General features: G+C 63.4%; 21 protein-coding genes and 1 tRNA gene. 14 read left to right on the forward strand and 8 right to left on the reverse strand.

Annotation, left to right across the window (positions count from 1 at the left end; all coding sequences use genetic code 11):
• Nucleotides 1-74 precede the first annotated feature (74 nt).
• Genes ABXS05_RS09580 through ABXS05_RS09595 form a run of 4 tightly spaced genes read left to right on the forward strand, consistent with a single transcriptional unit; the run spans nt 75 to nt 3,953 of the window.
• Complete coding sequence (locus ABXS05_RS09580) at nt 75-806, forward strand: ABC transporter permease (RefSeq protein WP_367623726.1); 732 nt, start codon at nt 75-77, stop codon at nt 804-806.
• Nucleotides 778-2,073, forward strand: a complete 1,296-nt coding sequence (locus ABXS05_RS09585; protein ID WP_367623727.1) for a KpsE/RkpR family capsule polysaccharide export protein — start codon at nt 778-780, stop codon at nt 2,071-2,073. The genes ABXS05_RS09580 and ABXS05_RS09585 overlap by 29 nt, the downstream gene beginning before the upstream one ends.
• Nucleotides 2,070-2,855, forward strand: coding sequence for an ABC transporter ATP-binding protein (locus tag ABXS05_RS09590; RefSeq protein WP_311934750.1), 786 nt, complete (start codon nt 2,070-2,072; stop codon nt 2,853-2,855). Before ABXS05_RS09585 ends, ABXS05_RS09590 begins: the two co-directional genes overlap by 4 nt.
• 3 nt (nt 2,856-2,858) lie before the next feature.
• Nucleotides 2,859-3,953 (forward strand): hypothetical protein, encoded by a 1,095-nt coding sequence (locus ABXS05_RS09595; protein ID WP_367623728.1) that lies wholly within the window; start codon nt 2,859-2,861, stop codon nt 3,951-3,953.
• Between the two features lie 155 nt (nt 3,954-4,108).
• Here the strand turns inward: ABXS05_RS09595 and ABXS05_RS09600 are convergent, their stop codons facing one another.
• Genes ABXS05_RS09600 through ABXS05_RS09610 form a run of 3 tightly spaced genes read right to left on the reverse strand, consistent with a single transcriptional unit; the run spans nt 4,109 to nt 6,335 of the window.
• Nucleotides 4,109-4,717 (reverse strand): NAD(P)-dependent oxidoreductase, encoded by a 609-nt coding sequence (locus ABXS05_RS09600; RefSeq protein ID WP_367623729.1) that lies wholly within the window; start codon nt 4,715-4,717, stop codon nt 4,109-4,111.
• A gap of 47 nt (nt 4,718-4,764) precedes the next feature.
• Entirely contained in the window at nt 4,765-5,661 is an 897-nt protein-coding gene (locus tag ABXS05_RS09605) for an MBL fold metallo-hydrolase (protein ID WP_367623730.1), read from the reverse strand.
• A gap of 26 nt (nt 5,662-5,687) precedes the next feature.
• Nucleotides 5,688-6,335, reverse strand: coding sequence for a DsbA family protein (locus ABXS05_RS09610; protein ID WP_367623731.1), 648 nt, complete (start codon nt 6,333-6,335; stop codon nt 5,688-5,690).
• 163 nt (nt 6,336-6,498) lie between these two features.
• On the opposite strand from ABXS05_RS09610, the gene ABXS05_RS09615 reads away from it, so the two are divergent.
• Nucleotides 6,499-7,407: a LysR family transcriptional regulator gene (locus ABXS05_RS09615; protein WP_311934745.1), complete on the forward strand. Its 909-nt coding sequence runs from the start codon at nt 6,499-6,501 to the stop codon at nt 7,405-7,407.
• Between the two features lie 247 nt (nt 7,408-7,654).
• On the opposite strand, the gene ABXS05_RS09620 is transcribed toward ABXS05_RS09615, so the two are convergent.
• Entirely contained in the window at nt 7,655-9,061 is a 1,407-nt protein-coding gene (locus tag ABXS05_RS09620; RefSeq protein ID WP_367623732.1) for a purine-cytosine permease family protein, read from the reverse strand.
• 401 nt (nt 9,062-9,462) lie between these two features.
• Here ABXS05_RS09620 and ABXS05_RS09625 point away from each other — a divergent pair, with 401 nt between their 5' ends.
• Nucleotides 9,463-9,849, forward strand: coding sequence for a YybH family protein (locus tag ABXS05_RS09625; RefSeq protein ID WP_367623733.1), 387 nt, complete (start codon nt 9,463-9,465; stop codon nt 9,847-9,849).
• A gap of 80 nt (nt 9,850-9,929) precedes the next feature.
• On the opposite strand, the gene ABXS05_RS09630 is transcribed toward ABXS05_RS09625, so the two are convergent.
• The 3 genes from ABXS05_RS09630 to ABXS05_RS09640 form a co-directional block, all read right to left on the reverse strand.
• Nucleotides 9,930-10,565, reverse strand: coding sequence for a class I SAM-dependent methyltransferase (locus ABXS05_RS09630; protein ID WP_367623734.1), 636 nt, complete (start codon nt 10,563-10,565; stop codon nt 9,930-9,932).
• Nucleotides 10,566-10,717: 152 nt separating this feature from the next.
• Entirely contained in the window at nt 10,718-11,680 is a 963-nt protein-coding gene (locus ABXS05_RS09635; RefSeq protein WP_367623735.1) for an alpha/beta hydrolase, read from the reverse strand.
• A gap of 54 nt (nt 11,681-11,734) precedes the next feature.
• Nucleotides 11,735-12,682 (reverse strand): alpha/beta hydrolase, encoded by a 948-nt coding sequence (locus ABXS05_RS09640; RefSeq protein ID WP_311934740.1) that lies wholly within the window; start codon nt 12,680-12,682, stop codon nt 11,735-11,737.
• 142 nt (nt 12,683-12,824) lie between these two features.
• Between ABXS05_RS09640 and ABXS05_RS09645 the strand changes: the two genes are divergently transcribed.
• Nucleotides 12,825-13,718, forward strand: coding sequence for a LysR family transcriptional regulator (locus ABXS05_RS09645; RefSeq protein WP_311934739.1), 894 nt, complete (start codon nt 12,825-12,827; stop codon nt 13,716-13,718).
• A 30-nt stretch (nt 13,719-13,748) separates the two neighbouring features.
• Here the strand turns inward: ABXS05_RS09645 and ABXS05_RS09650 are convergent.
• Nucleotides 13,749-13,838, reverse strand: a tRNA-Ser gene (locus ABXS05_RS09650).
• A 260-nt stretch (nt 13,839-14,098) separates the two neighbouring features.
• Here ABXS05_RS09650 and ABXS05_RS09655 point away from each other — a divergent pair.
• The 7 genes from ABXS05_RS09655 to ABXS05_RS09685 all read left to right on the forward strand — a co-directional run bounded on the left by ABXS05_RS09655 (nt 14,099) and on the right by ABXS05_RS09685 (nt 23,128).
• A complete protein-coding gene (locus ABXS05_RS09655; protein WP_311934724.1) occupies nt 14,099-14,419 on the forward strand; it encodes a hypothetical protein in 321 nt (106 codons plus the stop codon).
• A gap of 119 nt (nt 14,420-14,538) precedes the next feature.
• Nucleotides 14,539-15,192 carry a peptide-methionine (S)-S-oxide reductase MsrA gene (msrA, locus tag ABXS05_RS09660; protein ID WP_311934723.1) on the forward strand — a complete coding sequence of 218 codons (654 nt, stop codon included), beginning with the start codon at nt 14,539-14,541 and terminating at the stop codon, nt 15,190-15,192.
• Nucleotides 15,193-15,433: 241 nt separating this feature from the next.
• Nucleotides 15,434-16,246: a molybdate ABC transporter substrate-binding protein gene (modA, locus tag ABXS05_RS09665; RefSeq protein WP_437178639.1), complete on the forward strand. Its 813-nt coding sequence runs from the start codon at nt 15,434-15,436 to the stop codon at nt 16,244-16,246.
• A 154-nt stretch (nt 16,247-16,400) separates the two neighbouring features.
• A complete protein-coding gene (locus ABXS05_RS09670; RefSeq protein ID WP_311934721.1) occupies nt 16,401-17,063 on the forward strand; it encodes a TetR/AcrR family transcriptional regulator in 663 nt (220 codons plus the stop codon).
• Nucleotides 17,060-18,487, forward strand: coding sequence for a DHA2 family efflux MFS transporter permease subunit (locus ABXS05_RS09675; protein WP_367623736.1), 1,428 nt, complete (start codon nt 17,060-17,062; stop codon nt 18,485-18,487). Before ABXS05_RS09670 ends, ABXS05_RS09675 begins: the two co-directional genes overlap by 4 nt.
• Nucleotides 18,488-18,731: 244 nt before the next feature.
• Nucleotides 18,732-19,946, forward strand: a complete 1,215-nt coding sequence (locus ABXS05_RS09680; RefSeq protein ID WP_367623737.1) for an efflux RND transporter periplasmic adaptor subunit — start codon at nt 18,732-18,734, stop codon at nt 19,944-19,946.
• Nucleotides 19,947-19,948: 2 nt separating this feature from the next.
• A complete protein-coding gene (locus tag ABXS05_RS09685; RefSeq protein WP_367623738.1) occupies nt 19,949-23,128 on the forward strand; it encodes an efflux RND transporter permease subunit in 3,180 nt (1,059 codons plus the stop codon).
• Nucleotides 23,129-23,132 lie beyond the last annotated feature (4 nt).

A 23,132-nucleotide genomic window follows, 5' to 3' on the forward strand; every position in this document is an offset into this window, starting at 1 on the left:
CCATCCGCAAGGAGGCTCGCGCGAAGGGCTTCCTGCACGGACTGGCCATTCAGCTGCGTGTCATCGGTGCCTTGATGATCCGCGAGGTGATGGCGCGATATGGCCACGAGAATCTCGGTTTCTTCTGGATCATCGGCGAGCCGTTGCTGCTCACCCTGGGCGTCATGGTTCTCTGGACGTTTACAGGACAGAGCCATGGCGGGGAGGAGGTCGGCGTCATTCCATTCGCGCTGACGGGATATTCGTTCCTGACGCTGTGGCGGCACCTCGTCTTCAAATCGATGCGCGTCATGACCAATGGTTCGCCGCTCGTCTATCATATCTATGTCAAATATTTCGACATCCTCCTGGCGCGTGGCCTCCTGGAGGTCATCAGCATCTTTGCTGCCTTCCTGATCGCTCTCTTGCCGCTGTGGTTGGTGGGGCTGTGTCCCGGTATCAACGATCCGCTGCTTCTGGTGGTCGGCTGGCTGCTGTGCTCCTGGTTTTCCTTCTCCTTTGCGCTGATCATCGCCGCGGTTTCTGAATTCAGTGAAACGGTCCACCAGATTGTTGGCCCGGCAATGTATCTGACCATGCCGCTGACGGGCGCCTTTTTCCTGGTCGATTGGCTGCCGCCGCGTGCTCGTGAAATCATGTTGTGGTCGCCAATGGTCAATGGCGTTGAAATGTTCCGGGCCGGCCTGTTTCCGCCGGACGTTCCGACCGAGTGGGATGCAGGGTACATCGTGGCCTGGAGCCTGGCCCTGACCGTGATCGCGCTTCCGCTCGTGCGCTATGCCGAGCGCAGGGTCGAGAGCGCTTAGGAGTGATGTCGTGAAAGACGATCAGGAAAACACGACATCCTTGCCGCCGCCTCTGCAGGAGATCGTCCTGCGTCCGGTACGACCGGTTGCCTCCGCTGCCGGGCGTTCGCTTGTACAGGATGGGCAGGTTTCGGACACCGACGGAGAGATCATTCCGTACGAGGAAGCCGGCACCAAGACGGGTTCGTCGCCGCCGTTGCTTTTCCTGTTGTCATTCGTGCTGCCGATGCTGGCCGGCTTCATCTACCTGTTTTTCGTGGCTTCGGATCAGTATGTATCCGAAGCTCGTTTCATCGTTCGGTCGGTTACGACGGGTACGGGCGACACGGCGGCGGCTTTGCTCGCCAGCCAGGGCCTGGCCCGTGCCGGCGATGAAGCCTATATCGTCGGCGATTACGTCACTTCCCGCGACCTGCTCGCCAAGCTGGTTCAGCAAAACGATCTCAAAACCATCATTGCCAGGAACGAGGCCGACATCTTCAATCGCTACCCGCGATTTTGGGAGCGCGATAACAATGAAGAGCTCTTCGCCTATTTCAAGCGCATGGTCAGCGCCGAGGTCGACCCCGTGACGGGCATCTCGACGGTGAAGGTGACGGCTTTCAGGCGGGAGGATGCGCAGGCCATTGCCCAAGCCCTGCTGACCAATGCAGAAGGGCTTGTCAATGTTCTCAACCGTCGGGCTCAGGAGAATGAGCTTTCCTATGCCGACAGTATGGTTCTGCAGGCCGGCTCGAAGCTTCAGGCCGCCGAAACCCGCCTTGCCGATTATCGCAACAGCAACGGTATCGTCGATCCGGAGACCGAGACATCGGCGGCGATGAAGACCATCACCAGCCTGTCGACCGAACTGTCCAAGGCCCAGATCAATCTCAGTCTGCAGCTCGCGCTCACGCCGAACAGTCCGGCGGTGTCGAAATTGAGGGAGAGTATCCGGGCCCTGACGGGTGAGATCGACAATCAGAAGCAGCTCATGGCCGGCGGTACGACATCCATTGCTGCCAAGATGGCGAAGTTCGAGCAGTTCACTCTGGAACGGGACATTGCAGCGCGTGCGTTGGCCAGCGCGGAAGCGAATCGCGACAGGGCCCGGCAGGACGCGCAGAAACAACACCTCTATCTCCAGCGTATCGTCGAGCCGAATGCACCGGATCAGGCTGCGTTTCCTCAGCGATTCCTGTTGCTGGGCGCATGCTTCCTGGTCTTTGGGGCGATTTTCGTGTCATTGCGGTCGTTGAGGAAGATGATCGAGGAGCATGCCGTATGACCTTGCTGCCCCGCTCCGTAAAAATAGCCGGTCGATCCATCGTCCCGACCGGCCGATTGCCGGTCTCCAGCAAGGCGGAGTTCGCGCCTCGGCCCGAAAACGATCGCCCTGCTGCGTCGATCGCTTCGAGACGCGGCATCCATGTCCAGAGCCTGGTGAAGGAATATCACACGCCCATCGGAAGAAGGAGGGTGCTTGACGGTATCTCCTTCGATGTTCTTCCCGGCGAGAAGGTTGCGGTCCTGGGGCGAAACGGTTCCGGCAAGTCGACATTGGTCAAATTGATCAGCGGTGTGGAGCCGATGACGTCCGGCGACATCGTCCGAAACATGTTCATGTCCTGGCCTCTCGCCTTCTCTGGGGGCGTGGAAGGTTTGATGACCGGGATCGACAATGTGCGTTTCATCGCGCGCCTCTACAACCGCCCTTTTCGCGATGTCATGTCCTTTGTGGACGATTTTGCCGAGCTGGGGCGCCAGATCGAGATTCCGGTGAGGAATTATTCCTCGGGTATGCGCATGCGATTGGCATTTGCGCTGACATTGGCGATCAATTTCGAGTGTTTCCTCATCGATGAGGTTCTTTCAGTCGGAGACCAGCGCTTTCACCGCAAATGCCATGATGCGCTTTTTCATACCCGGCGTGATTGCGCGATGATCCTCGTAAGCCATGATGTCAATATTATCAGGGAGTTCTGTGACAAGGCTTTGGTTCTCAAGAATGGTCGTGGCCGATTATTCTCGGATGTCGAAGAGGCGTTGAAAATATACGAGACGCTGTAAGATATGATTGTTATATCATTTGGAACGCCTTCCGCGCTTTCTTACGCCGTCGAGCGTATTATCGAAAGCATTTCCAGCGAAATTACTCCCGGTCATGCGCATATCTATGCGGTTTCCATTCAGGATCTCAAAAACCGCTGGGACCAGCTGGATGAAGCACGGAAGGAAAATGTAACTTTCTTTTCTGACCTGCCATCATCGCATGTGGTGAGCCTATTCACGCGCCCTCATACCCCGATTGTAATTTCCACGGACGCTTTTGCTGTTTTGGTTCGATATATTATGGCGGACCGGCAGGCAGATTTCATAAGTGCGATAAGATTGGCCAGTCGGGCTATATGCATGATCTGCTTAAGCACAAGAAGTCCTAATATTTTATTCCTGTCCAGCCAAAGATACAGCCAGTCACTCTTTGCGTTTGTTGAGGCGCTGGTGAATCACTATGGACTAAATTGTTCAACAGAGCAGTTCCAGAACATCCTCACTCGCCTGTCTGTTCCAAGCTGTGCAAATCCAAAACTCGAAGAATACGTAAAAAGCCAATTTCCAAAAATTGTAGAAGCTGAAACCGGGAATGCAATTCAAACTCAGAATGAGGAGTTGCTCGGAAAATTATCCAATGCCTATGATGCGTTGATCAATAGCGAAAGTCTTCCAAAAATATCCTGGCCCAGGGAACTGTTTTTGGAGGCTCCGAATTTTCAGACGCTCTCGGCACGGATCGACCTTGCGGGTCCGGCACGAATACTCATTCATGGCCCCTATTTGCATCTTCCGGCCGGCAAGTGGACTGCTGAGGTGGAGATAGAGGTCGGCGAATGTCAGTCCCAAAACCGGATCGTGGTCGATATCTTCTCTGAAGGACTTCTTGACCACGGCATCATGAAGCTTCCGCCACAGGGACTTTTCTCCTTTGAGCTCTCCTTTGTCGTCGATGACCCCTTCAAGCCGATCGAGTTGCGCTTTCATCTGAAGGAGGGGGCGATTGAAGGCTACTTCATCCTCAATTCCGTGCAGCTCGTTCCGGCGGCTTCCGATTCTTCGGATGCTGCATCGGGTCCAGGCGATGACGGGCTTCGTTCTCCCTCACCGCATTGACAACCACCCGATTTCGGCGCCGACCCCATTGCTCCGCCACCAGCTTCACAATGATGTACGGAGCGGCGGCGCCTTCGATGGTGGTGATCGAGTGCGCCGCCGGCCGTCCTTTGGGCATGCAGCTTGCCGGCACTGCCGCTTAGCGACCCCGCCCGTCAGTAGCCGACGGTGAAGCGCGCCCGGCTGTGGGCGGGCTTTTCAATTTCGTCGGCCAAAGCGATGGCATAGTCCTCGAAGGAGATGCTGCTGCCCTTGTCGTTGGTCAGGAGCCGGTCGCCGCCCAGGCGGAACTTGCCGGTACGCTCGCCCGGCACGAACAGGGCCGAGGGGGAGAGGAAGGTCCAGTCGAGATCCTTCTCCGCCCGCAGGATGCCAAGGAACTCGGCGCCCTTGGTCGCCTCTTCCTTGTAGATGGCCGGGAATTCGGGCGTCGACACCAGGGTGACCCCGGGGGCGACTTCCAGGCTGCCGGCGCCGCCGACCACGAGATAGCGCTTCACGCCGGAAGCGCGCACTGCCTCGATCAGGGTATGGGGATCGCTGGCGGTGAAATGCACGCTCGAGATGACCGCGTCATGGCCCGCGAGCAAAGCGGCAAGGCCGGCCTTGTCGTGGACGTCGCCCTTGCGGGCCGTGACCTTCGGGTTAGCAGGCACCTTTTCGGGATGACGGACGATGGCGGTGACCTCATGGCCGCGGCTGACGAGTTCGGTGAGGATGCGCGAGCCGGCATTGCCGGTGGCGCCGATCAGGGCGATTTTCATCTGGCTTTCCTTTCGGTTGCGGGAATTCTTGGCGCGAGACGGGGCGGTCAGCCCCATTTCATCTCGCCCTTGACGACCTTGGCGCTCAGATCGAGCGAGTCGAGGCCGCCGAGCTTGGGATAGAGCGCCTTCATCGCCTCGATCAGCGCCGCGCTGTCCTTGGCCTTCTCGGCCTCGCGGTTGAAGGCGGCGATATAGTCGCGGGTGAATTTGACTGCGGCGAGACCCTCGGGAGCGCGTTCGGCGTGATGGGCCGGCACCACGATCTTGGGCTTGCGGGCGGCGATGGCATCGAGCGCCCGCAGCCAGGCCTGCCGGGAGGCAGCGTCGGCATTGTCGGCCAGCCAGACATGGCCGCCGGAACTGACCAGCACGCCACCGAACACGGCCTTGAGGTCGGGTACCCACAGATAGCGCCGGTCATGCATGTCGGGCACTTCGACGATCTCGATGCGATGGCCCTCGAGGTCGAGCGCGGTGAGGTCGGACGGGGTGGGGATCACCACCTCGGCCAGGTTGCGCGGGCCGTTGTCGCCGAGCTTGGGGCCCCAGACCTCGAGCTTGCCCTGGACGCTGGCCTTGATCGAGGCGACCGTCACCGGCTTGGCGATCACCTTGGCGGCGGAGAAGGCCTCCACCACCGGACGCAGGGAGAAATAATAATCGGGGTCCGGGCAGCTCACATAGATGGTGGTCAGCGTCCTGCCGCTGGCCTTGATGGCCTCAGCCAGCTTGCGGCCATCCGAGAGGGTGAAGCCGCCATCGAGCAGGATGGCCTCCTTGCGGCCCGTGAGTAGCACAGGCATGCGCGAAAAGCCTGCCTCGTCGGCCTGGAAGGCACGCCAGGCGAGCTTGCCGCCGGCGGCTTCGGCCGGCGCGAGGGGGAAGAGGGCGCCGGCGCCGAAGAGGGCGGCAAGCTTGATTGTGTCGCGTCTGCTGATCACGGGTCTGTCTCTCCGGTCGATGTCGGTCAGGCGTTGAGATGGGAAACGAGATTGTCGAAACTGCCGAACAGGGCGTTGGAGGCGATCAGCCGCTGCCGCCCGTCCTGCCGGGTGACGAGGGCCGGCACCCCCTGGGCGCCGAGGCTGGCCATCAGGGCTCGCCCTTGCGCGATGCGGGCGCGGTTGGCGGCGAGCAGCGCTTCGTCCGGCGTGGCGAGGCGGTCGGCGGCGGTGAAGCCCGCCTCGCGCAGGATGGCGACGAGGCAGGCGAGGGACGTCGTGTCCAGGCCCTGGACATAGCGCCCGGCCTGGATGGCCGCGAGAGCGTCGAGTTCGCGCTCCGGTTCGGCCAGGGCCACGGCTGATAGCGCCAGCGTGGCCGGGCCCGAATCGAACAGGCCGTTTTCGGCATCCAGCACCTGATTGCGGTAGGCCTCGGTAAAAGGCTGGCCGGTGAGGCGCTCGATGCGCTGGTCGTTGGACCAGGCATAGGCGGCAAAGCCCGCATCCATCGGCCGGGCGCCCGACCCCGTGAACAGGCCGGTCGGTGCAGGGCTGATGGAGACGCCCGCGGCGCGCAGGCGCTGCAGCATCGGCGAGGCGCCATAGCACCAGCCGCAGAGCGGATCGAACAGATAGGTCACGGTCGGGTCGGAAGAAAGCGGCGTGGACATCGAAATCTCCTCGCCACGAAACATGGGCTGCCAATTGCGTCAGAAAAATACCGAACAATTTGACAGAGTGTCTGATTGAATCAGACAATGGGCGTGATGCGCACCGCATCCCCTTGGTCCGCCGCCAGCAAGGCCGGAGACCGGCGCTCAGGTGCAGGAGACGATGTCCGAGCTTCTCAATCTCAACCGGCTCGCCTTCTTCACCGCGGTGATCGAGACCGGCTCCTTCACGGCAGCGGGGGAGAGGCTCGGCGTTGCCAAGGCGGTGGTCAGCCACCAGGTCGGCAAGCTCGAGGAGGAGCTCGGCGTCACCCTGATCCTGCGCACCACCCGCCGCCTGCAGGCGACGGAGGCGGGACGCGCCTTCTATGACCGCGCCGCCCTGATCCTGCGCGAGGCCGAATCCGCGTTCGGGGAGATTTCCAAGGACGCAGCCGAGCCGACCGGCACTCTCACCCTGGCGGCGCAGATCGACTATGGCGGCGCGGTGGTCGCGCCCGCCATCGCCGCCTTTCGCGAGCGCTTTCCCCATATGCGGGTGGCGGTCGCCTTCGACGATACCCTGGTGGATCTGGTGGATGCGCAGGTGGATGTCGCCGTGCGCGTCGGCTGGCTGGCCGATTCCTCGAACCAGGCCCAGAGGCTCGGCACGTTCCAGCAGCATCTGGTCTGCTCGGCGGCGCTTGCAGCTCGCCTGCCCGCCGATCTCGACCCGAAGGGCCTGGCAGGGCTGCCCTTCGTGGCAAACCATGCCTTGCGCACGCCGACGCGCTGGCTCTTCTCGCGCGGAGAATGGGAGCGGGAGACGGTGGAGGTCACCGCCGTCGTCGACGCGGACAAGACGCCCACTTCCTATGCCATGGTGCTGGCGGGGGCGGGCCTGTCGGTGTTTCCGGATTTCCTGGTTGCCGGCGACATCGCCGCCGGCCGGCTCGTCCGCCTGCTGGCCGACTGGACACTGCCCGCGGGCGGCATCCATGTGGTCTACCCGGCCGCGCGTTTCCGCCCGGCCAAGGTGCGCTTGTTCGTGGAGATCCTCAAGGGCCTCGAGCGGGCACGGAGCAAGCCGTAGGTGACGGAAATGGCCGCAATCAGCATCGTTTCGTGCCGCCCCTCACCCTTACCCTCTCCCCGCAAGAAGCGGGGCGAGGGGGCTTTGGCGATGCGCCTGTATTGAAACAGCTTCATCTCGCCCAACCGTCGATCGAGATGAGAGATCTGATGATTACTCGCGACACTTGTGCGTCCCTCGTCCCGTTTACGGGGAGAGGGTAAGGGTGAGGGACGGCGCAAGTTTATTGACGTGGGGAATGCACCCCTCACGCCCGTGCAGATTTTTCCTCCGGCAGGATCATCTCGTTGGGGACGTTGGCGCCCCCTCGGGCCAGGGCGTAGTAGACCACCGAGGTCACCACCAGGCTGACGATCCAGGAGATGTCGGCATCGTCGAGCATCTTGGCGATCGGCCCCTCATAGAGGGCCTGGTTCAGGAACGGGATCTGGATCAGCACGCCGAAGAGATAGCAGCCGAGCGCCGTCCAGTTATAGGCGCCATAGCGGCCGGAGGCGTCGTAGAGGGCGGGAACGTCGACCTTCTCCTTGGAGATCAAATAGTAGTCGACGAGGTTCACCGCGCTCCAGGGCACGAACACGGCCAGCAGCAGCAGCATGAAATTCTTGAAGGCCGAGAGGAAGTGGGCGCTGGCGAACAAGGCGATCGCCACCGAGCCGGCCACGAACAAGAGGATATAGGCCATGCGGGCCGCCTGCGACACGCTGCGCTGGCCGGCATAGGCGCTCACGGTGGTGAGCAGGGTCATCGAGCCGCCATAGGCATTGAGGCAGTTCACCGTCAGCTTGTTGGTGACGATGACGACATAGACCAGCACGGCCACGCCCGGGCCGGCGAGCTCGCCGAGAAAGCCGACCTGATTGGCCAGGAACTTGCCGCCGAGGGCCGCCACCACGGCGCCGAAGGTCATGGCGATCTGGGCGCCCACGGCCGAGCCGAGCAGCGTCGACCAGAAGGTTACCGAGGCCGAGGTGGAGGAAGGCAGGTAGCGCGAATAATCGGCGACATAGGGGGCGAAGGTCAGCTGCCAACCGGCGCCGAGCGCGATGGCGAGCAGGAAGGTCGCCATGGTGAAGGGCTTCTGGCCGAAGGCATCGGCGACATTGTACTGCCCGAACAGCTTGAAGGTGAGATAGGCAAAGCCGAGGATGCCGACCACGGTGGCGATCCGGCCGATCACATGGATGAGATTGTAGCCGATCACCGCCACGATCACGGTGATGACGCCGAAGGCGATCATGCCGAAGGCCGGGTTCTCCACGCCGAACATCAGGTTGATGGCCTGGCCGGAGAGCACGGTACCGGTGGCCGCAAAGCCCAGATACATCACCACGGTGAGGAGGAGTGGCAGGGTGGCGCCCTTCACGCCGAACTGGGCGCGGGAGGAGATCATCTGCGGCAGGCCGAGCCGCGGACCCTGCGCCGAATGCAGGGCCATCACCGCGCCACCGAGGAGGTTGCCGATAGCCAGGCCGATGATGGCCGTGAGCGCTTCGGCACCGAACACGATCGAGAGCGCGCCGTCGACCACCGCGGTGATCTGCAGATTCGCGCCGAACCACAAGGTGAACTGGTTGAAGGGAGAGCCATGCCGCTCGCCCTCCGGAATCCGGTCGATCGTCCGTTTTTCGATCGCGCCCGTCTCTGCCGCCATGCCGCCCCTCCCAAGAGCTGATGTGCAAACACTATGATAGAATATGTATATACAAGTTATTTCAATGCGCGCGGGAAAGAGCAGAGTCAAGGGGGATTCTGCGGCAGAAACCGCGCGTTGCGGGGCGCGGGTCCCGCCGGCGATGGTTCTCGTGCGCAAGGCGGGGGGCCGTAACAAAGGCGCCCCTGTTCGACCGATATCGCGTGACGGACGGGCCTGAGCATGCCTCTTTCCTCCATCCCGATCAGGGTGATGGCCGAACAGCGGCAGACCATAGTCGGAAGAAGGATGATGCCCGTCGTGCCCTGGCGCAGACATGGGAACATCCTGGCTCCGAGCGTTGTTCTGCCGGGGCAGAATGTTGCAATCCCGTGCCACACCAAAACGCCGAGGAATTCCGCATGAGCGATGACGAGAAAGCCATTCGGAGCGTGGTCGAGGGCTGGATGAAGGCAAGCAGGCGAGGCGATCTCGCCGCGATCCTCGACCTGATGACGGACGATGTCGTCTTCATGGTCCCGGGCCGGGAACCCTTCGGCAAGGAAGCCTTCGTGGCGGCATTCAAGGGGCTCGACGGGGTGAAGATGGAAGGCAGCAGCGAGATTGCCGAATTGAAGCTGCTGGGCGACTGGGCCTTTATCCGCAACCATATCGACATCACGGCGACGCCGCCCGGCGGCAGCGCCATCCGCCGATCAGGCTATACGCTCACGCTGCTGCGCAGGGAGGCCGATGGCCGGTGGCGCCTGGCGCGCGACGCCAATCTCCTGGCCACGTTATCGGGCTGAGGTGCCTCGGCGGGGCTGAAATGGCTGTCTGGCCGAAATCGGATGGGAGCAGCCTCGCTTTGCGCCCATAGCGCTTTGCTCTAGGCCTTGCGCGCCGCGATATAGGGGCGGTTGTCGTCCCCCTTGCCTGCATGGTTCTCGATGGCAAGGATCTCGAAGCCGGCAGCGGATATCCACCGGCTGAGTTCCGAAGCCCGAAACACGCCGGCATAAGGTGCCTGGCCGACCACACGCATGAGGGGCAAGGCAAGCCGGATGAGCGGATTCATCTCACCGACACAGGGCGTCTTGGCGATGAACAGGCCCTTTGCCGCCAGCAGGGCATGGATGCAGCCCAGCGTGCCGGGAAGGTCGCGAACCAGATGCAGATAGTTGAAACCGAGAACCGCGTTGAACGCGCCGGCATCGGGCATGAGCGCCTCGGCGGTCGCGACGCGAAAAGCCAGGGCCGGGATGGAGGCGGCGGCGTGTTTCTCTTCGGCGATGGCGATCATGCCGGTGGAGATATCGGTCGCGAGATAGGCCTGAACGCCCCCCGCGAGCCGAAGGGCCGTCGTGCCCGTGCCGCACCCCAGTTCCAGCACCCTGTCGCCCGGTTCCAGCAGGGCCCGGGTCCGCTCCAGCGTGCGCTCATAGCCGGCCCGATCGGCAACCGCGCTCCTGGCGTATTTACGCGAACTCCGGTCCCAGAAACGCGCGTCGCTGGCCAGGCTCATGATGGAAAGCTCCTCGCCGAGATCCTTGCCGGAGAAACGCCATGGTGCGGATGGCCGGTTTTCATGGCGCCGTTCGATGGCGGTAAGAAGGCGAAGGGCGGAAAACGAAAGCGCGGGCACAACCTGCCTTGCGGGGATTGTGCCCTATGGCCTCACGCGGCGGGTTTCGTCACGCGGGAGACCGCGGCTTCGCCGAGATGCTGTACGAGGAAGGGAACGACGCGCTCCAACGCAACCCCGGTCGGCACCGGATGGTCATAGAGGTCATAGTGCGACCAGCCTTCGACCACGACCATTTGCTTGTTCTTGGAGGCGGCGCGGCCATAGATTTCCATGCCGTCGCGATAGGCGCCGAACCCGCCGGGCTTGTCGCCGACCACCACCATCATAGGCTGAGTCAACAGCGTTTCGGCGAAGGCGAAAGCATCCCACGCCATCGCGGGGGCGGCGTGCGAGAACAGCATCCGCGTGCCCGATCCTTCGGCTGGGCAACGGTTGCGGTAGTAGTCGGTCGCCTCCAGCACGTCGATGTCCGTGATGCCGGCGGCCTTCCCCTGTTCCACACTGGCGGGCAGGAAGATGTCGATCCGCTGGCTTGCACCCGCATTCTCGGCGCTGCGCTGCACAGCCATCGCTTCGAGTGCACCGACCGGATCGAAATTGCTGAAGCCTTCGCGCATCAGCCGCCCGAAGTTCACGCCGGTGATGCTGACCAGTGCCTTGATCCGTTTGTCGATGATCGCGGTCTTGATCGAATAGCCGCCACCGCCGCAGATGCCGAGAATGCCGATCCGGTCGGCGTCGACATAGGGCAGGGATTGGAGATAATCGATGACGTCGCGATAGTCCTTCACGCGCTGTTCGGGATCTTCGATCCAGCGCGGTTCACCGCCGCTGCCGCCCTGGAAGCTGGCATCGGGGACGATGACCACGAAACCAGCCTTCGCTAGCGCTGCGCCATAGATGTTGCCGGAGGTCTGTTCCTTGCAACTACTGATGGGATGGTTTGAAACCACTGCCGGATAGTGCTTGCTGGCATCGAAATTGGGTGGGAAGTGCAGATTTGCCGCGATGTCCCAATACATGCCGGGATTGCGAATGCGCACGGTTTCCATGGGTCTCTCCTGTCGGATCGGGCGGGCTGTGCGCCCGATGTCTGTACTTCCTTGTTACTCGGCGGCCTGTCTCGCGGCGGTGTCGCCTGAAAGTTTCGCCTGGAAGAAAGGCGCGAGCACGGACACGGCCTCGTCGACGAATCTCTCACCGTCGTAGAGGTCCATGTGGTTGGCGCCCTCGACGAGGTGGAACTGCTTGTCGGTGCTGGCTGCGCGGTCGTAGAGGTCGTCGCTCATCCATTTGCTGCCTGCCAGGTTGCCGGCCACGATCTGGATTGGTTGGGTGAGATAGACGTCCGCCATGTGATAGGCGTCGTAGGTGATGATCTGGTTCAGGCTGCGCAGTGTCGCTACGCCGGGTGCCGTCGAGCACTGCGCGCGGGGGGTATGATAATATTCCCAGGCTTGGCGCAGTTCTTCGTTCGGTGCGTCCGCTTCCTTCAGCGGAGCGAGCGGCATGGTGGCGATCGTGCCGCTGCCAGCATCCGCCGTGCGCGCGTTCGAGCCGGCCTCGACATAGGGCAGCGCATCGATCGACTTGACGTTGTTTTCCCAGCCATTGCGGAACATCGAGCCGATGTTGACAGCGCTGACCGTGCCAATCGCCTTGATGCGGCGGTCCTGGATCGCGGCATTGGCCGTGTAGCCGGCGCCGGCGCAGATGCCCATGGCACCGATCCGCTCCTTGTCGACGTAAGGCAGAGTGGTCAGATAGTCGATGACGGCGCTGACGTCCTCGGTGCGGATATAGGGGTTTTCGAGCTGGCGGGGTTCGCCGCCGCTTTCGCCTTGATAGGAGGCATCGTAGGCGATGGCGACGAAACCCCGCGCGGCGAGCTTCCTGGCATAGGTGCCGGCGGTCTGTTCCTTCACGCCGCCGCCTGGATGCGAGACCACGATGGCCGGATAGCGCTTCTTTTCGTCGAAACCTTCGGGAAAATCGATCACTGCCGCCATGGCGATCGTCTTGTTGTTCGAATTGGCGAAGCTGATCTTGCCCATCTCCACTCTCCTTCCATTGAAGCTTTTGTGGTCCGGCGCGCGGGTCTTCAGAAGCGCGCCTTGCCGATGCCGTGAATCTAGGCCAGAAAGATTGTGTGGATTAGACGGATAATTCTTATTGGGCCTATCATCGAGGTGATGAATGCGACGGGATGAGATCGCCGACCTGGCGGCCTTTGTCGTCGTTGCCGAGGAGCGCAGCTTCACCAAGGCGGCGCAGCGTCTCGGCATGGCGCAATCCGCGCTGAGCCAGATCGTCCGGCGGATCGAGGAACGGCTGGGAATGCGGCTGCTGTCGCGCACGACGCGCAGCGTGGCGCCTACCGAGGCCGGTGAGCGCCTGATCGCCACCCTCGGACCCATGCTGCATGATCTCGATGCCGCGGTGACCTCGCTCCGCGATCTGCGCGACCGGCCTTCCGGTACGATCCGCATCACCACGGTCGAGCACGCGGCCAAGACGATCATCGTTCCGGCCATGAAGCGGTTGCTTCCCGACAATCCGGACATCACGGTCGAGATCACCATCGACTACGGCTTGGCGGATGTCGTCGCCGACCGCTTCGACGCGGGTGTCAGGCTGGGAGGAGACATTGCCAAGGACATGATCGCCACGCGTATCGGCCCGGATACTCCGATGGCGATCGTCGGCGCCCCCGGCTATTTTCGCCTGCATCCGGCTCCGGCGTCACCGGGACAACTGATCGACCATCGCGCCATCAATCTGCGCCTGCCGACCTCCGGCACGCTGAACGGCTGGCGGCTGATGCGTGGCGGACGGGAAACGCGGGTGCGGATCGACGGGCCGCTCGTCCTCAACACCATAGACCTGATCCTCGACGCTGCGCTGGATGGCCATGGCCTTGCCTATCTGCCGCTGGATCAGGTTCAGCCTCACCTGGATTCCGGTCGCCTGGTGCGGGTGTTGGGCAAATTCACCCCCGACCTGCCGGGCTACCATCTCTACTATCCGCACAGACGGCACGCATCTGCTGCGTTCACTCTGTTCGTAGAGACTCTGCGCTTTCGGGAATGAAGACCAAGTCCTGGAAAACTCGGGTCAAAGTGGCGGAAGGGGCGGGATTCGAACCCGCGATACGGTTTCCCGTATACACACTTTCCAGGCGTGCGCCTTCAACCACTCGGCCACCCTTCCGTCGAGCGGTGCTTATGGCGATGTCGGCGCAGTTTGTAAACGGGGGATTGCAGTTTTTTGAAAGGGAAAGCGCTTTCATTCGGTCCGCAGGCCCTGTGCGCCGACACAGGCTTGGTTTGGGCCGGATGCAGACCTCCCGCTCGCATCTGGAAAGACCGTTCACCTTCGAGCCCGAATTTCCTACGCGCGGGGGAGGCCCTGCGCTAGACTGCTGCGAGTCCTGCCCTCCTCGGCAGGCGCGTGCAGTGTTGGAGTGCGTGATGCGTTTCCTGGCTCGTTCGCTCGGCCTGTTCCTGGCCGCCGCCGCCTTCGTGGCTGCGGTGGTCGACGGTACGCGTTCGATCGCCGACAATCATCTCGTCTTCCTGCCGGTGCGTGCGGTCTGGCTCTGGCTCGGCCCGGCCAGCTTCGACCGCATGCGCGCCTGGGTGGAGGCCTCGCTCTCGGTCTTCTTGTGGAACAATCTGGTTTCGCCCCTGCTCGGCCTGCCCTTCGCCCTGGTTCTGGCGCTGGCCTCGGCCCTGTTCTTCTGGCTGGGACGTCCGCCCGCGAGCCGGATCGGCTATGTCTCGCATCTGTGAGGGGCAGTGTCGCCGGGCTGACGCATCCGTGATGAAAGGGCCCCTGACAAGGGCGGTTCGCACCCCCATATTGGCCAGGTAGCCATAGAACTTGACCATAAGAACAGGAAGGAAGAACCATGTTCGGCTTTCGCAAGAAGACGGCGTTTCCCTCCGCCGACGAAGCCCTGCCGGGGCGCGGCGAGGCCATCGAGACGGCGGATACCCATTTCGTCAACGGCGCGGCCCTGAAGGGGCCCTATGCCGAGGGCAGCGAGACGGCCTATTTCGGCCTCGGCTGCTTCTGGGGCGCCGAGCGCAAATTCTGGCAGACTCCGGGCGTGCTGGTCACGGCGGTGGGCTATGCCGGCGGCCTCACCCCCAATGCCACCTATGAGGAGGTCTGTTCCGGCCTCACCGGGCACAATGAGGTGGTGAAGGTGGTGTTCGACCCCAAGACCATCTCCTACGACCAGCTGCTGAAGGTGTTCTTCGAGGCGCATGATCCCACCCAGGGCATGCGCCAGGGCAACGATATCGGCACGCAATATCGCTCGGGCATCTATGTCACCAGCCAGGCGCAGCGCCAGGCGGCCGAGGCGGCCAAGGCGCGCTACAACGAGGCGCTGGCGGCCAAGGGTTATGGCGCCGTCACCACCGAGATCCTGGAGGCACCGCCCTTCTATTATGCGGAAGCCTATCACCAGCAATATCTCGCCAAGAACCCGGCAGGCTATTGCGGCCTGGGCGGTACCGGCGTCTCCTGTCCGATCGGCGTGGGCGTCGCGGCTTGAAGGGGGCGGGCAATCTGCCCGCCACTTGCGTCCAACACGCGGCAGGCGCGACATTCGCGCCTGCCGGCCCGCCTTGCGCTCTCTCCCTCGTCGCTATATCCCTTGATATATAACCATCATGGCTGCTAGAGCAAAGCGCGTTCAAGCATGAACGCTTGTTTGCTCTAACTCTTTGGTTCGACGCGTCTTTGCGATTCTTGGTGACTCCACCAAATCGCAAAACGCTTTAGGGGATCTCACCATGCTTCGCTTTGCCCGCCGGGCTTTTCTGGCTCTTTCCGTCAGTCTCGTTTTCGCGCCCGCCATGGCGCGGGCCGAGGACGCTTCCGCCGCCAAGGCCGCGCAGGCCGGGGGCGGTGACGTCACGGTCTTCGCCGCCGCCAGCCTCAAGGGATCGCTCGACGAAGCAGCCAAGGCCTGGACCGCAAGCTCGGGCAAGAAGGTGGTGATCTCCTATGCCGCTTCCTCGGCGCTGATGAAGCAGATCGAGCAGGGCGCGCCGGCCGAAGTCTTTGCCTCCGCCGACCTCGACTGGATGAAATACGGCGTCGACAAGAAGCTGATCAAGGAAGGCAGCGTGGTGAAGCTGCTCGGCAACGCCCTGGTGCTGATCGCGCCGGCCGATGCCGCTACGACGGTCGAACTCAAGCCCGGGGTCGATCTCGCCGGCGCCATCGGCGAGGGCAAGATCGCAGTGGGCGAAGTGAAGACGGTGCCGGCTGGCAAATATGCCCGGGCAGCTTTCGAAAAACTCGGCATCCTCAAGGCCGTCGAGCCGAAATTCGCGCAGACCGACAATGTCCGCGCTGCCCTTGCGCTGGTCGCGCGCGGCGAGGCCAAGTTCGGCGTGGTCTACGCCACCGATGCGGCCGCCGATCCGAAGGTGAAGGTCGTCGCCACCTTCCCCGAGGATTCGCATGAGCCGATCGTCTATCCCTTCGGCCTGACGGCGTCGTCCAACAATGCCGATGCTGCGGGCTTTCTGGACTATCTCAAGACGGCGGATGGGCAGAAACCCTTCGCCAAGGCCGGATTCACGCTGCTGAAGGAGTAGGGCCGGGAGGGACCTGCTTCATCGTCCGGCAACAATCCTCACTCGATTGTGTCCTATCTCCCGCTTCCCCCTCTCCCAATTTTGCCGGAATTCGGGCAAGAAATGAGACTCGCTGGTTTTATCCGTAACCAGCGGGTTTTGATTCGGGGCCATCATGGAGCAGCGCACGGACGACAAGTCCTCCGGAGAAGAGCACTGGCGTGACGTTCGGCGCAACAATCTGCTGGACGCCGCCGGGCGCATTTTCGCGCGGCAGGGCTATGACTCCGCTTCGGTCGATGACATCGCCTTCGAGGCCGGCATCGGCAAGGCCACCGTCTATCGCTATTTCACCAGCAAGGAAGCCCTGTTCGAAGCGGTGTTTGCCCAGACGCTCGACGATCTCGAGGTTCGGCTCGACACGGCCCTGCTGCGCGAGGGCAATTTCCGCGAGCGCCTGACCTATCTCGTCGCGGAGATCGTGCCCACTGTGCGTACCCATCTCAGCACCATCCGCGACCTCAACGAGGGCGAGAACTCCAAGCGGCGCATCTTTCGCCGTCGCCGCGGCGCCATCGCCCAGCGCCTGATCACAGTGATCGAGGAGGCCCAGCGCCGCGGCGAGGCCCGGATCTATGACGCCGACATGGCGGCGCGGCTGCTGATCGGCATGGCCTGGATCGGCGTGGGCGCCGACTACCTCTCCGACATCGAGGTGACGCGCGACGTGGTCGACATGGCGCTCAACGGCATTGCCCAGGGACGGCCGGTGCCGGAAGGACGGGTCACCCGGCTCGAACCTGGCAGGCGCGGCCGCAAGGGGAGAGTGCCCTCGTGAGCGAGGGGCTGAAATCGCAGGGCCGATTGCTGCCGCTGATCATCGCTACCGGCCTGTTCATGGAGAACCTGGACTCGACGGTGCTGTCGACGGCGCTACCCACGATCGCGCGCGATTTCGGTACCAGCCCGATCTATCTCAAGCTTACCCTGACCTCCTATCTGCTGTCGCTCGCCATCTTCATCCCGACCTCCGGCTGGATGGCCGACCGCTTCGGGGCCCGCACCGTGTTCCGTGCCGCCATCGTGGTGTTCGGCCTCGGCTCGATTGCCTGCGGCCTGTCCTCCAACCTCACCGAACTGGTGGCCTCCCGCATCGTCCAGGGCATGGGCGGGGCGATGATGACGCCGGTGGGCCGGCTGATCATCCTCAAGACCACGCCCAAGCACGATCTCGTCAACGCCATGATGTGGCTGACCCTGCCGGCCCTGCTCGGCCCGCTCAGCGGGCCGCCGCTCGGGGGCTTCATCACCACTTATTTCCATTGGCGCCTGATCTTCTGGATCAACATTCCCATCGCCGTGCTCGGCATCGTCCTCGCCAGCCTCTACGTGCCGAATGTGCGCGAGGACGAGCGCCGGCCCTTCGACCTCGTCGGCTTCCTCATCCTGGCCCCGGGCCTGGTGGCCCTGATGGGCGGGGCGACGCTGTCGGGCCTCGATGTGGTGCCGGCCAGCGTCAATATCGGCCTGGCCGTGGCGGGCCTCGCCCTGATCGGCCTTTATGTCCACCATGCCGGGCGGGTCGCCAACCCGCTGATCGAACTGAGGCTGCTGCGCTTTCCGACCTTCCGCGCCGCCATCGGCGGCGGCTTCCTGTTCCGCATCGGCGTCGGCGCCACGCCCTTCCTGCTGGCGCTCTATTTCCAGCTCGGCTTCGATTTCAGCCCGTTCCAGTCGGGCCTGCTGACGCTTGCCACCGGTGCCGGCGCCATGGCGATGAAGGCCCTGGCCGGGCCGATCCTGCGCCGGCTCGGTTTCCGCCGGGTGCTGACCTGGAACGCCGTGCTGTCTTCCTGCCTGGTGGCCGCCCCCGCTTTGTTCCATGCCGGCATGCCGGTGCTGCTGATCTCGCTCACCCTGCTTGCCGCCGGCTTCACCCGTTCGCTGCAATTCACCTCGATCAACACTGCCGGCGTCTCGGACATTCCACCCGAGCTGATGGGCCGGGTCACCTCGATGACCTCGGTGCTGCAGGAATTGGCGGGCTCCGTCGGCGTCTCCGTCGCCGCGCTGGCGCTGGAGACCTCAATGCATCTGCACGGCGCCGGCCATCTCACCGCGCCGGTCTTCCCGCCGGTCTTCCTGATGATCGGGGTGATCGCCATGACCTCGGGCCTGATCTTCCTCACCTTGCCGCGCAATGTCGGCAGCGAGCTGCTCGCCCCGGCGCCGGGGCCCCGGACGCCCGCCGCAGCGGAGTGAATCGGCGGCCGTGATCCCATCACACGGTATCACGATGGGGTGATCCGGGGCCTTTGGACATCAATCGAAGTCGGACAGAAACATCCCTTAACACTGGCCCACACTTCCGTCGTCATCGCCGCCACAAATCGGATTCGAACCGCAGGACGTTTCCTGGCTCATGGATCGCACGCCCGTCCATAAGCGATGAAACGTCCGAGGGCATGTGCGCTTGCAGGCAGGCGCGATTCGACGGATCGGACCCATGAATATCGAACGTGAACCCAGACGGCGCCGCTGGCCCGCCGGGCTGGCAATCCTGATGGTCGGGCTGGGAAGCTATGCGGCCTGGCGTCATTTCGCGCAGGCGGCGCCGGCGCCCCAGGCACAGGCCGCGCCTGCCGCCAAAGTGCCGGTCACCTTCGCGCAAGCGGCGAAGTCCGACTATCCCGTCGAGGTCGATGGTTTGGGCACGGTTTCTCCCTTCAAGACGGTGACGGTGAGAAGCCGGGTCGACGGCGAGATCACCAGGGTGTTGTTCAAGCAGGGCCAGATGGTCAAGCAGGGCGATCCGCTGGTGGAGATCGACAAGCGCCCCTACCAGGCAGCCCTGGATCAGGCGGTCGCCAAGAAGGCGCAGGATGAGGCCAGCCTCAGGAACGACCAGCTGAACTTGCAGCGCTTCCAGAACCTTGCCCAGAAGAGCTTCGAATCGCAGCAGGCCGTCGATACCCAGCAGGCCCTGGTCGACCAGGTCAAGGCCCAGATAGAGGGGGATGACGCGGCCATTGCCAATGCCCGCACCAATCTCGACTACACCACCATCAAGGCGCCCTTCACCGGCCGCACCGGCTTCCGCCAGATCGACCCAGGCAACATCGTGCATGCCGCCGACCAGAACGGCATCGTCACCATCGCCCAGCTCCAGCCCATCGCGGTGCAGTTCACCGAACCCCAGGACTTGCTGCCAGCGATCGCCAAGGCGTTCGAACGCGGGCCGGCCCCGGTCGAGGCCCTCACTTCCGATGGCCAGACCGTTCTTTCGCGCGGCACGCTGGCGGTGATCGACAACACCGTCAACCAGGCGACGGGTACGATCAGCCTGAAGGCACGTTTCGACAATGCCGACAATGCGCTCTGGCCTGGCCTGTCGGTCGACACCCGACTGCTGGTGGACACGCTCAAGCAGGTTCTCGTGGTGCCTGAGGATGCCGTCCAGCATGGGCCATCGGGCCTTTTCGCCTATGTGATCGGCGACGACGGCAAGGCCGTGGCGACACCGATCCAGGTGAGCATGAGCGGCAATGGCCGTGCCGTGGTCCGCCAGGGGCTGACGGTGGGGCAGAAGGTCGTGGTCTCCGGCCAGGCGCGCCTGCAGAACGGTGCGGAGGTCGAGGCGCGGCAGTTGCCGTCCCCGGACGGCAAGATTGCCGATCAGGCCGCCTTGCCGACGGGCGGCGATGCAGGGAAGGCGGACTGACCATGCCCGGTATTTCCACCCCCTTCATCCGCTATCCGGTCGCCACCACGCTCTTGATGGTGGGCATCCTGTTCGTGGGCATCATCGCCTATCCGCAATTGCCGGTGGCACCGCTGCCGGAAGTGGACTTCCCGACCATCCAGGTCTCCGCCAGCCTGCCCGGTGCCGATCCCGCCACCATGGCCTCGTCGGTAGCCCAGCCGCTGGAGACCCAGTTCTCGCTGATCCCGGGTATTTCGGAGATGACTTCATCGAGCCAGACCAGCTCGACCCAGATCACCCTGCAATTCGACCTCTCCCGCAACATCGATGGCGCCGGTGCCGACGTGCTGGCGGCCATCAATGCCGCCAACGGACAATTGCCCAAGAACATGCCGAGCCCGCCGACCTATCGGAAGGTGAATCCAGCCGATTCCCCCATCCTCCTGCTCGGCGCCACCTCAGACACGCTGCCCTTGACCGAGGTTTCCGATCAGGCGCTCACCAAGCTGGCCCAGGCCATCAGCCAGATCGGCGGCGTCGGCCAGGTCAATGTCGGCGGCCAGCAGACCCCGTCCATCCGCGTCCAGGTCGATCCGGCCAAGCTGGTGGCCAAGGGATTGTCGCTGGAGGACGTACGGACCCCGCTTGCCGTCACCACCGTCAACAATCCCAAGGGCACCTTCAACGGCGCCACCCGCTCCTACACCATCTATGCCAACGACCAGCTCACCGACGCCAAGGACTGGAACGACGTCATCATCGCCTATCGCAACGGCAGCCCGGTGCGCGTGCGCGACATCGGGCAGGCCGTCAGCGCGCCCCAGGACGACACCCAGGCCGGCTGGGCCGACGGCAAGCGCGGCGTGTTCCTGGTGATCTTCAAGCAGCCCGGCGCCAACGTCATCGACACCGTCGACAATGTGATGAAGGTGCTGCCCCGCCTGGAGGCCGGCATCTCGCCCGCCATCAAGATCTCGGTGCTGTCGGACCGTACCCAGACCATCCGCGCCGCGGTGAAGGACGTGCAGTTCACGCTGTTGCTCACCATCGGCCTCGTCGTCATGGTGATTTTCGTCTTCCTGCGCAGCGTATGGGCTACGGTGATCCCCTCGATCACCGTGCCGCTGGCCTTGCTGGGTGCCTGTGCGCTGATGTGGCTGGCGGGCTACAGCCTCGACAATCTCTCGCTGATGGCGCTGACCATCGCGGTGGGCTTCGTGGTCGACGACGCCATCGTCATGCTGGAGAACATCACCCGCCATATCGAGGAGGGCGAGAGGCCGATGGCCGCCGCCCTCAAGGGAGCGGGCGAGATCGGCTTCACCATCCTGTCGATCAGCATCTCGCTGATCGCCGTGCTGATACCGCTCCTGCTGATGAGCGGCATCATCGGGCGGCTGTTCCGGGAATTCGCGATCACGCTCGCCATGACCATCGTGGTCTCGGCCTTCGTATCGCTGACCCTGACGCCGATGATGGCCTCGCGCTTCCTCAAGCCGATTCACGAGGAGCATCACGGCAGGCTCTACAAGCTCAGCGAGGCCTTCTTCGAGGGCCTGGTGAACGCCTATGAGCGCGGCCTCGATCTCGTGCTGCGTTTTCGCTTCATCACCCTGCTGACCTTCTTCGCCACGGTGGCGCTGTCGGGCTACCTGTTCGTGATCATACCCAAGGGGTTCTTCCCGCAGCAGGATACCGGCCTGATCACCGGGGTCGTCGAGGCGGCGCAGGATACCTCCGTGGCCGACATGGCGCGCCATATGGAGGAACTCGGCGCCATCGTGCTCAAGGACCCGGCCATCGCCCATATGGCGATGCGCATGGGTGGCAATGGCAACACCCTCAATGACGGCACCATGTACATCACGCTGAAGCTGCGCGACGAGCGCGGCGCCTCGGCCGACCAGGTGATCCGCCGCCTGCAGCGCCAGACCGCCAAGGTCGAGGGAGCGCGGCTCTATTTGCAGTCGGCCCAGGATGTGCGCCTCGGCGGCCGGCCCTCGCGCACGCAGTTCCAGTTCACCCTGCAGGGCACCGACATCGACCAGCTCAACCAGTGGGCGCCCAAGCTGCTGGAGGCGATGAAGGCGATGCCGGAACTGCGCGACGTCGCCTCCGACCAGCAGGCATCCGGCACCACCCTGACCCTGTCGATCGACCGCGACCAGGCCGCCCGCTACGGGCTGACGCCCGACATCATCGACGCCACGCTCTACGATGCCTTCGGCCAGCGCCAGATCGCGCAGTTCTCGACGCAGCTCTCGACCTATTACGTCATCCTGGAGGTGCTGCCCTCGCTGCAGAAGAGCACGGCGACGCTGCAGCAGATCTATCTGCGCTCGCCGACCACCGGCGGCGAGGTGCCGCTCTCGGCCTTTGCGAAATGGAGCACCGATCCGGTCCGCCCGCTCGCCATCAACCATCAGGGCCAGTTCCCGGCGGTGACGATCTCCTTCAACCTGGCACCCGGCGTGGCGCTCGGGCAGGCGACGGCTGCCATCGAGGCTCTCGAAAGGCGCATGGAGCTGCCGGCCACCATCGGCTCGACCTTCCAGGGCACGGCGCAGGCCTTCCAGGACTCGCTCGCCTCGGTGCCGATGCTGATCGTGGCGGCCCTGGTGGTGGTCTACCTGATCCTCGGCATTCTCTATGAGAGCTTCATCCACCCCCTCACCATCCTCTCCACCCTGCCTTCGGCGGGCGTTGGGGCGCTGGCGACGCTGCTGCTGTTCCATTTCGACTTCAGCCTGATCGCCCTGATCGGGGTCATCCTGCTGATCGGCATCGTCAAGAAGAACGGCATCATGCTGGTCGATTTTGCCATCGTCGCCGAGCGCGACCACCGCATGAGCGCGGTGGAGGCGATAAGGCGGGCCTGCCTCCTGCGCTTCCGGCCGATCCTGATGACCACCATGGCCGCCTTGCTCGGCGGCGTCCCGCTGATGTTGGGGTCCGGCACCGGCTCGGAGATCCGCCAGCCTCTCGGCTATGCCATGGTCGGCGGCCTCATCGTCAGCCAGGTGCTGACGCTGTTCACCACGCCGGTGATCTATCTCTACCTCGACGGCTTTTCGAAATGGCTGAGAAGCGGCCGTGATTCAGGCGAGCCGAGCGAGCCGCCGGAAGCCGTCCTGGCGGGAGAGCCGAGGGAGGACCAGGATCTGGTCCTGCCCGAGCCGCGCGCGGTGGCGATGCGATGAAAGC

The sequence above is a fragment of the Labrys neptuniae genome, from assembly GCF_040797145.1.
Classification (GTDB): Bacteria; Pseudomonadota; Alphaproteobacteria; order Rhizobiales; family Labraceae; genus Labrys; species Labrys neptuniae.

Coding starts and splice junctions, on each gene's coding strand:
- ABXS05_RS09580 (WP_367623726.1), top strand. CDS start 75: ATGATCCGCGAGGTGATGGCGCGATATGGCCACGAGAATCTCGGTTTC.
- ABXS05_RS09585 (WP_367623727.1), top strand. CDS start 778: ATGCCGAGCGCAGGGTCGAGAGCGCTTAGGAGTGATGTCGTGAAAGAC.
- ABXS05_RS09590 (WP_311934750.1), top strand. CDS start 2,070: ATGACCTTGCTGCCCCGCTCCGTAAAAATAGCCGGTCGATCCATCGTC.
- ABXS05_RS09595 (WP_367623728.1), top strand. CDS start 2,859: ATGATTGTTATATCATTTGGAACGCCTTCCGCGCTTTCTTACGCCGTC.
- ABXS05_RS09600 (WP_367623729.1), bottom strand. CDS start 4,717: ATGAAAATCGCCCTGATCGGCGCCACCGGCAATGCCGGCTCGCGCATC.
- ABXS05_RS09610 (WP_367623731.1), bottom strand. CDS start 6,335: ATGTCCACGCCGCTTTCTTCCGACCCGACCGTGACCTATCTGTTCGAT.
- ABXS05_RS09615 (WP_311934745.1), top strand. CDS start 6,499: ATGTCCGAGCTTCTCAATCTCAACCGGCTCGCCTTCTTCACCGCGGTG.
- ABXS05_RS09620 (WP_367623732.1), bottom strand. CDS start 9,061: ATGGCGGCAGAGACGGGCGCGATCGAAAAACGGACGATCGACCGGATT.
- ABXS05_RS09625 (WP_367623733.1), top strand. CDS start 9,463: ATGAGCGATGACGAGAAAGCCATTCGGAGCGTGGTCGAGGGCTGGATG.
- ABXS05_RS09630 (WP_367623734.1), bottom strand. CDS start 10,565: ATGAGCCTGGCCAGCGACGCGCGTTTCTGGGACCGGAGTTCGCGTAAA.
- ABXS05_RS09635 (WP_367623735.1), bottom strand. CDS start 11,680: ATGGAAACCGTGCGCATTCGCAATCCCGGCATGTATTGGGACATCGCG.
- ABXS05_RS09640 (WP_311934740.1), bottom strand. CDS start 12,682: ATGGGCAAGATCAGCTTCGCCAATTCGAACAACAAGACGATCGCCATG.
- ABXS05_RS09645 (WP_311934739.1), top strand. CDS start 12,825: ATGCGACGGGATGAGATCGCCGACCTGGCGGCCTTTGTCGTCGTTGCC.
- ABXS05_RS09655 (WP_311934724.1), top strand. CDS start 14,099: ATGCGTTTCCTGGCTCGTTCGCTCGGCCTGTTCCTGGCCGCCGCCGCC.
- msrA (WP_311934723.1), top strand. CDS start 14,539: ATGTTCGGCTTTCGCAAGAAGACGGCGTTTCCCTCCGCCGACGAAGCC.
- modA (WP_437178639.1), top strand. CDS start 15,434: ATGCTTCGCTTTGCCCGCCGGGCTTTTCTGGCTCTTTCCGTCAGTCTC.
- ABXS05_RS09670 (WP_311934721.1), top strand. CDS start 16,401: ATGGAGCAGCGCACGGACGACAAGTCCTCCGGAGAAGAGCACTGGCGT.
- ABXS05_RS09680 (WP_367623737.1), top strand. CDS start 18,732: ATGAATATCGAACGTGAACCCAGACGGCGCCGCTGGCCCGCCGGGCTG.
- ABXS05_RS09685 (WP_367623738.1), top strand. CDS start 19,949: ATGCCCGGTATTTCCACCCCCTTCATCCGCTATCCGGTCGCCACCACG.